The sequence below is a fragment of the Halobellus marinus genome, from assembly GCF_032113415.1.
Taxonomy (GTDB): domain Archaea; phylum Halobacteriota; class Halobacteria; order Halobacteriales; family Haloferacaceae; genus Haloquadratum; species Haloquadratum marinus.
The window spans coordinates 2,832,248-2,845,857 of sequence record NZ_CP134946.1 but is presented as its reverse complement, the minus strand read 5'-3'; the positions used below and the strand labels follow the sequence as shown (position 1 = coordinate 2,845,857).

At 63.5% G+C, this 13,610-nt stretch carries 15 protein-coding genes and 1 tRNA gene; 9 read left to right on the top strand and 7 right to left on the bottom strand.

All coding sequences use genetic code 11. From position 1 onward, the window contains the following. Positions 1–20: 20 nt before the first annotated feature. The 7 genes from RJT37_RS14060 to RJT37_RS14030 all read right to left on the bottom strand — a co-directional run bounded on the left by RJT37_RS14060 (position 21) and on the right by RJT37_RS14030 (position 5,310). Positions 21–260, bottom strand: a complete 240-nt coding sequence (locus RJT37_RS14060) for a TrmB family transcriptional regulator (protein WP_311171528.1) — start codon at positions 258–260, stop codon at positions 21–23. A gap of 196 nt (positions 261–456) precedes the next feature. Beyond that, a tRNA-OTHER gene (locus RJT37_RS14055) sits at positions 457–550 on the bottom strand. 75 nt (positions 551–625) lie between these two features. Beyond that, positions 626–2,476 carry an FAD-binding protein gene (locus tag RJT37_RS14050; RefSeq protein ID WP_313685413.1) on the bottom strand — a complete coding sequence of 617 codons (1,851 nt, stop codon included), beginning with the start codon at positions 2,474–2,476 and terminating at the stop codon, positions 626–628. Positions 2,477–2,491: 15 nt separating this feature from the next. Continuing rightward, a complete protein-coding gene (locus RJT37_RS14045) occupies positions 2,492–3,382 on the bottom strand; it encodes a succinate dehydrogenase/fumarate reductase iron-sulfur subunit (RefSeq protein WP_313685411.1) in 891 nt (296 codons plus the stop codon). 2 nt (positions 3,383–3,384) lie between these two features. After that, a complete protein-coding gene (locus RJT37_RS14040) occupies positions 3,385–3,756 on the bottom strand; it encodes a succinate dehydrogenase hydrophobic membrane anchor subunit (protein ID WP_313685409.1) in 372 nt (123 codons plus the stop codon). Beyond that, complete coding sequence (gene sdhC, locus RJT37_RS14035; protein WP_313685407.1) at positions 3,756–4,151, bottom strand: succinate dehydrogenase, cytochrome b556 subunit; 396 nt, start codon at positions 4,149–4,151, stop codon at positions 3,756–3,758. Before sdhC ends, RJT37_RS14040 begins: the two co-directional genes overlap by 1 nt. A 136-nt stretch (positions 4,152–4,287) precedes the next feature. Continuing rightward, a complete protein-coding gene (locus RJT37_RS14030) occupies positions 4,288–5,310 on the bottom strand; it encodes a succinylglutamate desuccinylase/aspartoacylase family protein (protein WP_313685406.1) in 1,023 nt (340 codons plus the stop codon). 114 nt (positions 5,311–5,424) lie between these two features. On the opposite strand from RJT37_RS14030, the gene RJT37_RS14025 reads away from it, so the two are divergent. The 9 genes from RJT37_RS14025 to RJT37_RS13985 all read left to right on the top strand — a co-directional run bounded on the left by RJT37_RS14025 (position 5,425) and on the right by RJT37_RS13985 (position 13,600). Continuing rightward, a complete protein-coding gene (locus RJT37_RS14025) occupies positions 5,425–6,783 on the top strand; it encodes a putative ATP-dependent zinc protease (RefSeq protein WP_313685404.1) in 1,359 nt (452 codons plus the stop codon). A gap of 73 nt (positions 6,784–6,856) precedes the next feature. Continuing rightward, a complete protein-coding gene (locus RJT37_RS14020) occupies positions 6,857–7,960 on the top strand; it encodes a hypothetical protein (protein ID WP_313685402.1) in 1,104 nt (367 codons plus the stop codon). Then, positions 7,957–8,565: a DUF8135 domain-containing protein gene (locus RJT37_RS14015; RefSeq protein WP_313685400.1), complete on the top strand. Its 609-nt coding sequence runs from the start codon at positions 7,957–7,959 to the stop codon at positions 8,563–8,565. The genes RJT37_RS14020 and RJT37_RS14015 overlap by 4 nt, the downstream gene beginning before the upstream one ends. Positions 8,566–9,235: 670 nt before the next feature. Next, positions 9,236–9,847 (top strand): hypothetical protein, encoded by a 612-nt coding sequence (locus tag RJT37_RS14010; RefSeq protein ID WP_313685398.1) that lies wholly within the window; start codon positions 9,236–9,238, stop codon positions 9,845–9,847. Between the two features lie 5 nt (positions 9,848–9,852). Continuing rightward, the gene (locus RJT37_RS14005) at positions 9,853–10,338 is read left to right on the top strand and encodes a redoxin domain-containing protein (protein ID WP_313685397.1); all 486 of its coding nucleotides are present in this window, start codon (positions 9,853–9,855) and stop codon (positions 10,336–10,338) included. Further along, entirely contained in the window at positions 10,328–11,851 is a 1,524-nt protein-coding gene (locus RJT37_RS14000; RefSeq protein ID WP_313685396.1) for a hypothetical protein, read from the top strand. The genes RJT37_RS14005 and RJT37_RS14000 overlap by 11 nt, the downstream gene beginning before the upstream one ends. Before the next feature lie 6 nt (positions 11,852–11,857). Continuing rightward, on the top strand, positions 11,858–12,298 hold the full coding sequence (locus RJT37_RS13995; protein WP_313685395.1) for a type IV pilin N-terminal domain-containing protein: 441 nt from the start codon (positions 11,858–11,860) through the stop codon (positions 12,296–12,298). Between the two features lie 466 nt (positions 12,299–12,764). Continuing rightward, positions 12,765–13,094 carry a transcription factor S gene (locus RJT37_RS13990; protein ID WP_313685394.1) on the top strand — a complete coding sequence of 110 codons (330 nt, stop codon included), beginning with the start codon at positions 12,765–12,767 and terminating at the stop codon, positions 13,092–13,094. 62 nt (positions 13,095–13,156) lie between these two features. Further along, entirely contained in the window at positions 13,157–13,600 is a 444-nt protein-coding gene (locus RJT37_RS13985) for a hypothetical protein (protein WP_313685393.1), read from the top strand. Positions 13,601–13,610 lie beyond the last annotated feature (10 nt).

Here is a 13,610-nt window from a genome sequence, read left to right as displayed (position 1 = left end):
GTCGGCGCGGATGGACGGCTTCAGCAGAGCCGGTAGCGCTCGGCGTCCTGATTGATCAGGCCGCGTTCACACAACGTCGAAAGAATGCTGTACAGCGAGATCTTCTTCATATCGAGACCCGACTGGAGCTCGGAGATGGTCGCTTCCCCGTGCGTCGAAAGGAACAGATAGACGAGTTTCGCGCGCGGCGATTCGAGTTGCGACGGAATCGACGGTGTCTCGATCCCCCCTGTCGGTCGCGTGTGCATCGTGCCCTGCATCGTTGTTGTCTTACTCTTGGATTCGACGATAATAAAACCCTCCCACGACGATTGTCGAATGTTCCCGGCTCGATAAACTGCCGGAGAACCCGCCTACCGTCTGTTCTCCGATTTTTGGACGATTGTTCATTTCTTTTTGGCGGTCGAATGGGGGCGATTTTTTCGACTCGTGACGATAATTCACAACGAGCTAAGATGGAAGGGGCGGGATTCGAACCACGCGAAGCCGTAAGCCGGCGCGACCGAACGACGGCCGCCGCCGGACCGCTCTACCACTGAGCTACCCTTCCCGGAGTAACCTACACAGCGCCACGGTATATGGGTGACGGCGGGGAATTCGCGCGTGTTGCGGGCCCCAGCGTCGTTCAGTAACTCCGGATCTTCGGTTCGTAGCGCTTCGACTCGCCCTCGAGCAGCACCGGTCGGAACCACAGTTCCGGGGAGCCGTCGTTCCACGACAGCATCGTGTGCTTCAACCACTCCTCGTCGTCGCGCTCCTGGTGTTCCTTCCGCCAGTGGGCACCGCGGAACTCCTCGCGGGCGAGCGCTCCGAGCGTGATCGCCTCCGCGAGGTCGATCACGTTCCGCGTTTCGATCGTGTGGATGAGATCCGTGTTGAACGTTCTCGATTGGTCGGCGACGCCGACGTCGCTGTATGCCTCCCGCGCCTCGCGGATGTCCCGCAGGGCGTCTTCGAGGCTCTCCTTCTCGCGGAAGACGTTGACGTTCTCAGTCATCGACTGCTGGACCTCCGAGCGGATCTCCGAGTGGTTGCGGCCGTCGTTGTTCAAAAGCGCCTCGACGCGCTCTCTCGCCCGCTCGGTCTCCCGTTCGACCAACTCCGTCGGCCCCAGATCCGCGGTCGCCCCGCCGTCTGCGACGGCGTCGGCGTCGCCGCCGGAGAGGCTGTCGGGTGAGACCGAACCGGGTTCGACCGGCGTGTCGACGTCGCCGGCTTCCCACTCGCCGCGCTTCCCGGTGGGGATTTCGGCCTCGCCGAGGTCGCGTCCGGCGGCGTGGTGACCCGCGCGTGCGCCGAAGACGATCAGTTCCGGGAGGGCGTTGCCGCCGAGGCGGTTCGAGCCGTGGACCGAGGCGCAGGCGCACTCCCCGGCCGCGTACAGGCCCTCGATACAGGTCTCGCCGTTCTCGTCGGTCTCGATCCCGCCCATCGCGTAGTGCTGGCCGGGCTTGACCGGCATCGGCTCCTCGAGGGGGTTGACGCCCTCGAAGTCCTCCGACAGGTGGATGATGTTCTCGAGGCGGTCGACGATGCGCTCCTCGCCGAGGTGGCGCATGTCGAGGTGGACGTACTCGTCCTCGATGCCGCGCCCCTCGTTGATCTCGGTGAGTTCGGCGCGGGAGACCACGTCCCGGGAGGCGAGTTCGCCGTCGTTGTTCGCGTACGCGTACTCGAACATGAAGCGCTCGCCCTCGCTGTTGTAGAGGATCCCGCCTTCGCCCCGGACGCCCTCGGTGATCAGGACGCCGGTCGAGGGGAGCGTGGTCGGGTGGAACTGGATGAACTCCATGTCCTCCATCGGGACGCCCGCGCGATACGCCATCGCGACGCCGTCGCCGGTGTTCGCGACGGCGTTTGTGGTGTGGTCGTACACCTGGCCGGGGCCGCCGGTCGCGAGGACGACGCCGTCGCGAGCGTGGAAGCCCTCGATCGACCCCGACTGGATGTCGTAGCCGACGACGCCGTGACAGGTCCGCTCCTCCGGCGTCTCCTCGTCGCTGACCGCCAGATCGAGGACGTACCACTCGTCGTACACCTCGATGCCGCGTTTGACCAGCTGTTCGTACATCGTATGCAGGAGCTGGTGGCCCGTCTCCGCGCCGGCGTAGGTCGTCCGCGGGAACGAGAGGCCGCCGAAGGGGCGCTGGCTGACTCGGCCGTCGTCCTCCCGGGAGAAGGCCATTCCCCAGTGCTCGAGTTGGATGACTTCCTCGGGGCTATCCTGGGCCAGCGTCTCGATGGCCGGCGCGTCGCCGAGGTAGTCCGACCCTTTCATCGTGTCGTAGGCGTGGTCCTGCCAGGAGTCGCCCTCGCGGAGCGCGGCGTTGATGCCGCCCTCCGCGGCCCCCGTGTGGCTGCGGACCGGGTGTAGTTTCGAGACGATGGCCACGTCGGCCCCCTCTTCCTGTGCGGCGATGGCCGCGCGGAGGCCTGCGCCCCCCGCGCCGACCACGATGACGTCGTGTTCGTGCATAGTGTACTCTCCGTGTTACCAGAACTTGAGGTTGTTCTTGACCGCTTCGCGCTTCAGTTCCTGGATGTGCTCGGTCAGCGGGATGTCCTTCGGACAGACCTCAGTACAGGAAAACTGCGTCTGACACCGCCAGACGCCGTGTTCCTGTTCGAGGATCTCCAGGCGTTGCTGCTTCATCTCCTCGCCCTCGCGTTCGTCCATCGTGAAGCGGTACGCCTTGTTGATCGCCGCCGGCCCGAGGTACTCGTTGTCGCCCGCCGCGATGTTACAGGAGGACATACACGCGCCACACCAGATGCAGCGCGTGGACATCTTCACCTTCTCGCGGTTCTCCCGTGACTGTCGCTGCTCTTCGAGTTCGCCGTCCGGCAGTTCGTTCGTCTGGAAGTACGGCTCGACCGCCTCCATCTGGTCGTAGAAGTGCTCCATGTCGACGACGAGATCTTTCACGACCTCGGCGTGCGGGAGCGGTTCGACGCGGACCGGCTCTTCGAGATCCGACAGCTGGGTCTTACAGCAGAGCCGCTGTGACCCGTTGACGAACATCGCATCCGAGCCACAGATCGCCTGTCGGCAGGAGTGCCGGAAGGTGAGGCTCGAATCGTACGTGTCCCGGGCGTACATCAGCGCGTCGAGGACGGTCATTCCCTTGTGGTAGGGGACGTGGAAGTCGTCGAAGCGGGGTTCCTGCTTGCCCGCGATCTCGGGATCGTACCGGAACACCTTCAGGTGGTACGTCTCCTCGTCGTCGAGCGCCTTCTCGGCTTCCTCTGCCTGCCGCTTCTCCTCCCGCGCTGCGGCGCGCTCGCGTTTCTTCTCCTGCCGGCGTTCGGCCGGCGTCGACTCCGCCGGCGGTTCGGTCGTGGACGATTCCTCCTCGGTCTGTTCGGGTACTTGCGTGCTCATTGTTAGAGTGGGACTCCCCCGGCCCACGCGAGTGCGGTTCTGATGCCCTGGACGATCACGACGACGCTCGCGAGACCCAGGATCGCCTTCGCGGCGGTCTTCTTGGTCCCGGAGATGCCCTGGTTGATGAGGGCGTTGTACACGCCGTTGACCCCGTGGAACGTCGCCGTCACGAGAAACAGGATCATCAGCGAGAAGTACGTCAACTGCTCCATCCGCGCCTGTGACATCGCGAAGGTCACCTCGTCGGCGTGGTTGACGAAATGCAGGAGGAAAAAGTGGAAGGCGAGCACGACCACGAGGAACGCGGCCGTGATGCGCTGCCAGAGCCACCGGCGGCCCCCCGGCTGGAACGACGAGTAGCGTTCGGCCATCAGCCGAACACCCCCGCGAGGAACGTCGGGACGCTCGCGACGGCGATGGCGCCCGTCAGCAGCAGCGACGCGTAGAAGCTCTTGTCCTGCGCCTCAAGGCCGATACCCAGATCGACGAACAGCAGCCGAAGGCCGTTGAGAATGTGGAACACGGCGACCGAAAGCAGCCCGACTTCGAGAATCCGAACGACGAGCAGGCTCTCCAGCGACTGGATCGTCGTCGTGTACGCGTCCGGGCTCTGCAGCGCCGTCGAGAGGACGGCGATATGGGTGAAGAGATAGCCCACGAGCACCCAGCCCGTGAACTTGTGGAACACCCAGGCCCACATCCCCGCAGAGAACTCCCGCCAGCGGCCGAAGTCCTCGATGCGGCCCCGATTGTAAGACTGACTCATACTCTTCTGGACCTCAGGCCGGACCCACTATAGAACTTACGTGTACGGTCGCAAAGCCCGGCGACGAAACCCGAATCCAGGGTGACGCTGCGGTCAGCTTTTCGCCGGGCTTCACCACTTCTGAGCCGGGATTCGACTATCCGCCGTCGCTGTGGTCCGACTGCTCGCGCTCGACGACCTGCTGGACGTCGGCTTCGAGTTCGACGAGGTGACACAGCGGGTTGCCGGGATAGACCACCGGATTCTCAAGTACGCCGACGAGCAGGCCGGTGAACGGGGCAGTGACGTAGACGTTGTCGTCTTTGAACGGGTTTGTCAGCGTGCAGATGCGCTCGCCCTCGTGGACGAGAGAGCCTCGCTCGTGGTGCATATCGACGATCCCGCCCGCGTCGGCGCGGATCCACGTCTTCTCGCTGTCGTCGCCGATGACGGTCCGCCACCCCGGCCACCGGACGCCCGGTTCCGGACCCAGGCCGTACTCGGTGAAGACGCTCGCGACCCCCGCGAGTGCGTCGTCGATCAGCCCGCGCTGGAAGCGGTGTGCCTCGCCCATCTCGATGGTCACCGTCGGGATGCCGATGCGGGTGGCTTCGGTCCGCAGGATGCCGTCGCTGCCCTCGGTGTCGATGATCACGTTCGACCCGAAGGCCTTCGCGAGGCGCGCGACGGCGTCGTCGGACATATCTGCGCGGACGTGGAGCATATTCGTACGCCCGCGCGTGGACGTGTGAAAGTCCAAGCCGAAATCGCAGGGCGCGATGAAGTTATCGAAGATTCGCGCCGCCATCCGCTTTGCGCTGGTCGACTCCTCGTCGCCGGGAAACGAGCGATTGAGGTCGCGGTCGTAGATCGGGAGGTACCGCTGCTGTGCGAGAAACCCCGGGACGTTCATCACCGGGAGGCAGACGAGCGTGCCGGCGAGATCCGAGAGGTCCCATTCGTGGGCGATCTCGCGGACCACCTCGATGCCGTTGAGTTCGTCGCCGTGGGCCGCCGCCGAGAGAAAAACGGTCGGGCCGTCCGCTTCGCCGTTGATCACGGTAACCGGAATTCGGATCGGATCCCCGAGGTACGTCTCGCTGATACCGTATCTGAGGTTCTGTCGCTCCCCGGGTTCGACCTTCCCGCCGTTGTAGGTGAAGGTCGGATCGGTGCTCATACCCCCCTCTGGATCCCCCGGCGGTATAAGCGCTCTCAACCGACACCGCGGGTATGCCCCGACATCGACCGCCCTATCGGCACCTCTTTGAAACCGCAGGTGAGTATCACGAATATGTCTACCGACGGAGATCCGGTTCGGGTTGGCGTCCTCTCGTTGCACAACAGCAAGGAGACGAAGGCGATTCTGAATGCGGTCGACGACCTCGGCCACGAAGGCATCTGGCTGCGCCGGGAGAACACGGCGATCAGCGTCGAGGACGGCGACGTCACGGTCGAACCCGAGGTCGACGTCGTCGCGAATCGGCTCTTGCTCTCGAACTCCCAGGAGCCGGCCGAACTGCTCGGACTCGCGACGACCTTCGAGCGGATCCGACCGATGCTCAACGACCCCGCCGCGGTGCTCACCGCGATCCACAAGTTCGCGACGGCGGCGACGCTCGCAAACTGGAACATCAAGGTCCCCGACGCGCTGCTGGCGCTCTCGAACGACAGACTGAACCGGGACCGGGCACGGTTCGGCGACGTCGGCGTCTACAAGTCTGCGATCGGCACGCACGGCGGCGGCACCTGGAAGGTCGACCTCACGGAGCCGGTGAATCCGAAGGTCGGCAACAGACAGGCGTTCCTGCAGGACCTCATCGACAGAGACGAGGACGAACACCGGGACCTCCGCGTCTACGTCGTCGACGGATCGATCGTCGGCGCGATGTACCGGTACGCGCCTGAGGGCGAGTGGCGCACGAACGTCGCGCTCGGCGGCGACGTCCTCGATGCCACGGAAGATCTGCCGACGGAGGCCAAAGAGACCGCCCTCTACGCCACGGAGGTGATGGGGCTGGACTACGTCGGTGTCGACCTCATCGAGGGCGACGACGGCTGGTTCGTCCTCGAAGTCAACCCGACGGCCGGATTCAAAGGGCTCTACGAGGCGACCGGTCGCAGTCCAGCGCCGTACATCGCCAAACTCGCCATCGAGGAGGTCGGCGGGGCGGTCGACGACGAACGCGTCGAGGAGTTGTCGGCGACGCTCGATGACTCCCGTCCCGCGGGGATGCCACGGGTCGACACCACGCCGAGCGGCGACCGGCCGACGATCGGCTACATCGAGGAGGTCGTCGTCTCCGGGACGAGCGGGTCGACGCAGGCGAAGGCGAAATCCGACACCGGAGCGACGCGGACGAGCATCGACACCGGCCTTGCCGCCGAGATCGGAGCGGGACCGATCAAGAGTATGACCCGTATCCGCTCCGGATCAATGAAATCCGGGAAGGCCCGCCCGGTCGTCGACCTGGTGATCGGGATCGGCGGCACTCAACACACTGTCACCGCGAGCGTCGAGGACCGCTCACATATGGACTATCCCCTGCTTCTCGGCCGCGACATCCTCGAACACTATCAGGTCGACGTCACGCGACGGGTCGACGAGACCGGTGCTGACGACGCAGAACGCGAAGAGGAGTTCTTAGAGTAGCGGTTCGTCCGCGTGGGCGCTCGGGCGAACGCCCGGCAGTGATTTAAGTTAAGACCACCCTACTTTCAGGTGAATGGGGACCGAGCGTATCGAAGAACTGCCGGACGAACTCGAATCGTGGGTAGCGGAGCGGGCCGCGGCTGAAGGCATCCCACGCGACGAGTACGTCCGCCGACTCTTGGCGGCCCACCGGGAGGTCGAGCGAGCCGAAGAGTCCCCCAATCGGACTGACGGATCCGGGAGCTTCCCGGGCGACGTTCCCCCGCTTTCCGTGCCCGAAGAGGGCAATCCCGCCCCGACTGACGGGTCTGCCGCTGACCGGTCCGACTCGGAACTGGAATCGCTGTCGACGGAATTCGAAGAGCTGGCCGACCGCCTCGACGCCGTCGAAGCGGACCTCGACGAGAGGATCGAGGAAATCGAGGATCGCCTCGACGATGTCACGCGCGAGACCGACCAGGACACGGCGTCGGCGTCGGCGGTCGAGGCGCTCGCGGACGAGGTCGAGGAACTGACCGCCCGCGTCAGCAGGCTCGAAGAGGACCTCGACGCGAAAATCAAAGACGTCAGAGAGCGGGTCATCCAGGTCAAACGCGAGACCGACACGAAGGCGCCAGCCGATCACGGCCATCCGGATATGGAGCAGAAACTGCAGAGCGGGTTCGAGAACTACGAGAGGATCCTCGAACACCTCACCGACCAAACCGACGAGCACGATGCGAAACTCGACGCCATCGCCGGCGCGATCGTCGACCTTCGGAAGCGGGCGGTCGCCCTGGAGCGCAATTCCGCCGAGCGCGCTGCCGTTTCCGACCTCCACCGGGAGGCAAACCAGCTCGGCGTCACGACGGCCGTCTGTGATTCCTGCGGGGAGAGCGTCAGCGTCGGACTGCTCGACGAACCGTACTGCCCGCACTGCGAGTCGTCGTTCGACGGCGTCGAATCGAAAAGCGGCTTCTTCGGCTCCCACCGGCTCACCGTCGGGGATCGGCCGGCGCTGGAGGCGGGCGATTCCGACGTAGACCCCGCGACCGACGGTTCCCCGGCCGATCTCGGTGGGCCGTTCGATACGGAGGGAGAGGGCGCTGATTCCGGCGTCGAGTCCTCGCAGAACGCTCATCCCTCGGACGACAGCGATGAGACCCGCCACGGCTCCGAGGAGGGGAGCGAGGAATGAGCGACGAGGAAGCCGACGACGGGGCTGATCGCTCCCGACCGTTCGACGAAACGGAAGCGGACGACCAGGCGGAATCGACTGTGGCTGATCCCACGCTGACCGATCCGACCGTGTCGAACCACAGCCAACCCTCCTCCGGCGGGGCGGGCGAGCACGATCGTACCGTCGACGGTGCCGCAGACGGCGAGGACGACGTCCCGCTCGCCGACCTGGCTCGTCGTATTTCCGACCGTAACTCGGAGGGACCGGAGACGGTCGGACCGGAACCGGGAGAAGACGGAGCGACCGGCAGCCCCTTCGAGGAGATGTCCGTCTCCGAGATCGACGAGGAGACGCTCTGGTCCTCGCTCGGCGCGGCGGAGGACCCGGCGGCGGGCGTCGGGATCGGCGAACCCGCGGAGCCGGTCTCCGAGGGCGGCCACGAAATCCGGGAGTACGTCGTCTCCAAAGCGAAGTACTGCCAGCAGTGTCCTCATCTCTCTGACCCACCGAATCTGACCTGTACCCACGAGGGGACGGAGATCGTCGAAGTGGTCGACAGCGAACACTTCCGCGTCCGGAACTGTCCGATCGTCGAGGACAACCGTGTCGACGACGAAGAGTGAGACACTTGTGTCCGTAGCCGTACCCGGCATACAGTTTTGCGGGGACCTACGAGCCACAAACGGCAGGGTTCCTCGCTTGCGGGACATCGCGCGTCCCTACCAGTGCCGGTACTCGTGCGGGATTATCGAGTTCTGCTGGACCTCATATGTTTCGCGGGAGCATAGACGCGCTGATCCTTCACGGTAATGTGGCTGAACGAGCGGTCAGAACGAGCGTACGCACTCTCATCGTTGCTTTGAGCGGATCGTACCTGTGGGACAAGCGTACGAAGGACTAGCTACCCACAGGTTCGGTAGGTGGATACCCACAAATCAGTAGAACCGCTCTGCGTTCGCGTTATGTTCTGCTTATCGGCGTCTTACTTGTCGCCGGACTCGCAGTCGTTCGCCACCTCGTGATTGATCTGAATATCCCCCAGCGAATTCCGCAGTAGAAGCCAATTACCCGTTTGGAGCACGGTTAGGAGCTTTTTATCGCGAATAACCGGAAATTAAGCATTTCGGATACCGCTCACAGAGGCAACGTTAAGGCGTTTTAGCGGCACTTTAGTCCGTTTCTCTGGGACTGGTCTGGCAGGCGGGACGTGAACTCTAGAAAGTTCCTAACAGATATTATATTACTCATTACAAACCGTACGATGGTATTTACGGTTAGATGGCGGTTCGGAAAATGTCTAACCAAAGCCTACCAGACAACGAATTCGACTGGGGACCACCCCCATCGAAATCCGACGGGAACCGACGCGGATGGATCGTCGCTACCGTGATCATACTGACAGTGACGACGGGGATGTTGGTTTTCACGATCGGGGGCGCGAGCGCGCACACCGATTTTGCGGCCAACGACGTCGCCATCACGAGCAACGGTGGCAACGTCAAGTCGCTCACGGTGACGCCGACCGGTGACGTCCACTACGAGGGACTGGAGACAGCCCCCTCGTCAGTCGACGTCGTCGTTGAGATCAAGAGATCGTCGTCGTCTTCCTGGGATACGCTGGACCAGAAGTCGCTCTCTGCCTCCGGGCAGGAGGGCGAGGTCGGGTACAATTTCAGCACGATCGACGTCCTCTCGGAGTCGTCGCTCACGAGAGCCGACTTCAAATCCAGCGACGGGCAGACCTCAACTACCGATCTCGACATCCGTGTCACGGCAACACTCGTCGGAGCGGGATCGAACGGAAACGACGTCACGGCGGCCGCGACGGAGACGTTCACAGTCTCAGTCGAGAACATTCCCGCTGGCGGCAACGTCGGTGGAAAGGCCAACACGAACGGGAACTGATGGTAATGAGCAAGAACTCACAATACCCCCGGTTGGATGACAAGCCCGAGCTCCCGACAGAGGCGCCCGGGTTCACGGTCCCCGGCAGGACCGCCGTCGAAGGGCGCGTCTATCGGCTCCGGGAGTATACGGGCGAGGGCGTCACGGTCGTCGCGTTCGTTCCCGCCGAGTCGATTCGGGAGGCGAGGTTCCTCGACTGGCTGACCCTCACGGACGATGTCGATGCACTCGTGGTTTCGAACCACCAGTCTCCGGCGTTGAACCGGGCGGAAACGCCAATGGAACTGTGTGTCCCGGTTCTCTCCGATGCCGACGGCTCCGTCGCTTGCGCCTACGGCCTCGACTACGACCGGATGACCGGCAAACGGATACTGCTGATCGACTCGAATAATCGCATCCGGCGGATCTGGACGGGTCGGATCGATCCGACCGACGTCTACCGCGCCGCGAAACGACATCTCGAAGAGGAGAACGAGACCGATGACAACTAACGAAACCAACCACACGAGGTACGACACGAGTGTACAGGAAACGCAATCGACTACCGACGGGTACTTGAATCTCACAGGGGTGACCGCCGAAAAATCGGTGACGGTGACTGCCGACGACACGCTCCTGATCACGTTCGACGTCAATTCGACGCGGACGGAGCCGATCAACGTCGAAATTCGGGACGCCCTGCCCGAGAACTTCCCGCTCGATCGGATCGGATTCCACCCCGACTACGGCAGGGAACACTGGTCGATCGACGATGGACACGAGGCCGTCTACGAGTCGACACTCGAACCGCAAAGCAACCTTCGTACGCTCTACGCAATCAAGCCCGACGGGCAGGGTGATCCATCGATCATATCCACAGAGACAGAGATGACCGCATCGATCGACGGCGAGCCAGCCCGAGGCGGGGTGGACCACCAATCGCCCCCGGCCACTGACGGGACTGACCTGTCCGAGCAGATCCGTGACCAGAGGGAAGTCTCCGAGGGCGATTCCGACGAGGTGGACACGTTCGAACTCGCGGATCCGAACGAAGAGACGCAGGTCCCACCACAGGCCGAAGCCCCCGTTGCGGAGGATACTATGGACGAGAAGCAGACCACAGCCGAGACCGACAGCGATACCACGACCGACGATAGCGGACCCAACGACGACCACTCCCGCGACTCACAGTCGGAGGAGAGCGGTGGATGCGACGGGAGTCTGATCTCCCAGTTGACGTCCGAACTGGCAGACGCAGGCGACAGCGACGAGGACCTGGAGGCACTCGGCGAACAGCTCTCGTCGCTCGTGGAAAACGAAAGCCGGGGACGGAACAGTTTCGATGCTCGCCTCCAGCGCACCGAGCGCGAACTCAACGAACTGTCCGCCTACACGGACGCGCTGTCGGAATTGCTCGACGAGCGCGGATCGGGCCAGGCGATACTCGACGACCTGGAAGACCAGACAGCGGAGGTGCAGTCGCGACTGGAGACGACCGTCGACAGGGTGGAGGAGCTGGACGAGCGACTGGAGGCGGCCGAAACCCGTGACGAGCGGTTCGCGGAGCGGTTCGACGCCGTCGACGATCGTCACGAGGAGACGACCGACCGGATCGACGGCGTAACTGATCGCCTCGACACGGTAGACCACCAGATCGACACGCTCGAAGGCGACCTGTCGACTCTCCGCGACGCCCACGACGAGGCGGGCGACCGCGTCGATCGGATCAAGGAATCCGTCGAGCGGATTGACGAACGGCTCGACGCCGCCGAGGAAGAACGGGACGCACACCGGGAGTCCCTGTCCACAGAGATCGAATCGGTGGCCGAGGAGTTCGAAGAGATGCGGAACTGGCACCGCGACTTTGAACGGCTGCTGGAGGAGTTCGGGACGGTCGGCTCCGAAGCGACGAACCGCGAGGAAGACGCGTCACGGGAAGAGACCGCTCCCGATACGGCGACAGACGGACCGTCTGCGGCGGCCAGCGAACCGGAAGACGACGATGCGGAACGCAACTCCAACTGAAAGACAATGAAACTGAAACAACTATTCGACGACGATAGCGCAGTCTCACCAGTCATCGGTGTGATTCTGATGGTCGCAATAACCGTGATCCTGGCAGCCGTGGTCGGGGCCTTCGTCCTGAGCCTCGGTCAGAATGTCCAGAAGACCAGCCCACAGGCAAGCTTTGGTTTCGCGTACAACGAAACCGGTGATTCGATAACGATCACCCACGAAACCGGTGATTCCATCCCGGCAAGCGAACTAAACGTCACCTCGACTGCATCGATTGATTACACTGACGATGGAACGGAAACGTTCGAAGACGTCGGTGGTGAAATCTCCGCCGGTGACTCTGCAACGTACGTGAAGGGGTCTGACTGGAATGGTGAGACACTCCGTGTGGTCTGGACTTCGGAGTCCGGCGAAAACTCCGCAACACTTGGTCGGTCGACCGCACCGACTGAGTAAGTAGTGGTCGTTGACTGTTCGGGGGACAAGAGATATCCCCGAATTCGGTCACCGTCTCTGACCACACTTCGGAACTAGGTGGGAAATACGTCGCCTCTCCTGTGCGAATCTTGAAGAGTATAGGTACTCGCCGTTGACTCCTTCTGCCGTGGTTCACGGTATTCGTCGTTCTCCGCCGATTCGCCCGTGGCGCGTCCGACGAGGGCCGAAATATTACGGCGTATGAGCCGCGGATCACGTCGACGGTGTCCGCCACTCCGAGAACGGTTCGAGAGTGACGTTCGGGGTCGGCGACGGTGTCTGACTGGTGGTCGCCCGGAAGGGATGAGTGAGGGAGAGTTTTGTGCGGGTCGACCGCGCACGGCCCCCGACCAGCCGACTCGGCCGTCGTCTCCCGAGTCGGGCGACATCCCACCAGCCGACACGTCCAAATGGCTCCGACGTGTTGCGAACGGTAGGTGTTCAAATGCAGTTCTGCGACGAATGCGGTTCGATGATGGTCTCCCGTGACGGGACGATGGTCTGCACGAACGACGACTGCGGGGCGGAGGCCGAACAGGACGCCGAACGGGCCGCCGAGTTCGTCTCGACCGAGAAACAGACTCACGACGACGTGATCGAGACGACCGAAGACGCGAACTTCGAGGGCAAACCGACCGCCACGGACGTCGTCTGCGACGAGTGCGGGAACGGGGAGGCCTGGTATACGATCAAGCAGACCGGTTCCGCCGACGAACCGCCGACCCGCTTCTTCAAGTGTACCGAATGTGGGCATCGGTGGCGAGGATACAGCTGATACGGGCTGTCGTGACTCCATCCCGGCGGTATCCTTTTGAACGACAGCGACGAATCCGGGCTATGGTCCCCTCTCTGCGTCTCCGCGGTCGCTTCCGTCCGTGGTACCTCCTCGATGTCGCTGCCTTCCTGTTCGGAGCGGGTGGCTCGCTCGAACGCACACTGGCGGGCGAACTCACGCGCGGTCCCGCGGCGATTGGCGCGATCACCCCCTTCGACGTCGTCGTCGCGGTCGCTTCGGGGCTGCTGGCAGTCGTTGTCCTCCGGTTCACGCTCGGAAACGTCTGGGCGTACGCGGTCGAGTACGCAAACGCGGGCGGCCGGTGGAGCGACCTCGCGTTTCTGCTCCCAGTCTGTGGCGGCGTCGTGGCGCTCGCCGTTACATACGCGACGACCTCGAACCTCTGGGCAGCCGCGTGGGCGGGATTTTGGATCTTCGCCGGCCTCGCAGCCGTCGTGGCGGTCGTGGCCTCTGTCGCCGCGGGCTACGCCGACGTTCCGGCCTGAGAATGCTTAC

Excerpts from the sequence above, each read along its gene's own strand:
- RJT37_RS14050 (WP_313685413.1), bottom strand. The coding sequence starts at position 2,476 with ATGCACGAACACGACGTCATCGTGGTCGGCGCGGGGGGCGCAGGCCTC.
- RJT37_RS13990 (WP_313685394.1), top strand. The coding sequence starts at position 12,765 with ATGCAGTTCTGCGACGAATGCGGTTCGATGATGGTCTCCCGTGACGGG.
- RJT37_RS13995 (WP_313685395.1), top strand. The coding sequence starts at position 11,858 with ATGAAACTGAAACAACTATTCGACGACGATAGCGCAGTCTCACCAGTC.
- sdhC (WP_313685407.1), bottom strand. The coding sequence starts at position 4,151 with ATGAGTCAGTCTTACAATCGGGGCCGCATCGAGGACTTCGGCCGCTGG.
- RJT37_RS14000 (WP_313685396.1), top strand. The coding sequence starts at position 10,328 with ATGACAACTAACGAAACCAACCACACGAGGTACGACACGAGTGTACAG.
- RJT37_RS14045 (WP_313685411.1), bottom strand. The coding sequence starts at position 3,382 with ATGAGCACGCAAGTACCCGAACAGACCGAGGAGGAATCGTCCACGACC.
- RJT37_RS13985 (WP_313685393.1), top strand. The coding sequence starts at position 13,157 with ATGGTCCCCTCTCTGCGTCTCCGCGGTCGCTTCCGTCCGTGGTACCTC.
- RJT37_RS14010 (WP_313685398.1), top strand. The coding sequence starts at position 9,236 with ATGTCTAACCAAAGCCTACCAGACAACGAATTCGACTGGGGACCACCC.
- RJT37_RS14060 (WP_311171528.1), bottom strand. The coding sequence starts at position 260 with ATGCAGGGCACGATGCACACGCGACCGACAGGGGGGATCGAGACACCG.
- RJT37_RS14015 (WP_313685400.1), top strand. The coding sequence starts at position 7,957 with ATGAGCGACGAGGAAGCCGACGACGGGGCTGATCGCTCCCGACCGTTC.
- RJT37_RS14030 (WP_313685406.1), bottom strand. The coding sequence starts at position 5,310 with ATGAGCACCGATCCGACCTTCACCTACAACGGCGGGAAGGTCGAACCC.
- RJT37_RS14040 (WP_313685409.1), bottom strand. The coding sequence starts at position 3,756 with ATGGCCGAACGCTACTCGTCGTTCCAGCCGGGGGGCCGCCGGTGGCTC.
- RJT37_RS14005 (WP_313685397.1), top strand. The coding sequence starts at position 9,853 with ATGAGCAAGAACTCACAATACCCCCGGTTGGATGACAAGCCCGAGCTC.
- RJT37_RS14025 (WP_313685404.1), top strand. The coding sequence starts at position 5,425 with ATGTCTACCGACGGAGATCCGGTTCGGGTTGGCGTCCTCTCGTTGCAC.
- RJT37_RS14020 (WP_313685402.1), top strand. The coding sequence starts at position 6,857 with ATGGGGACCGAGCGTATCGAAGAACTGCCGGACGAACTCGAATCGTGG.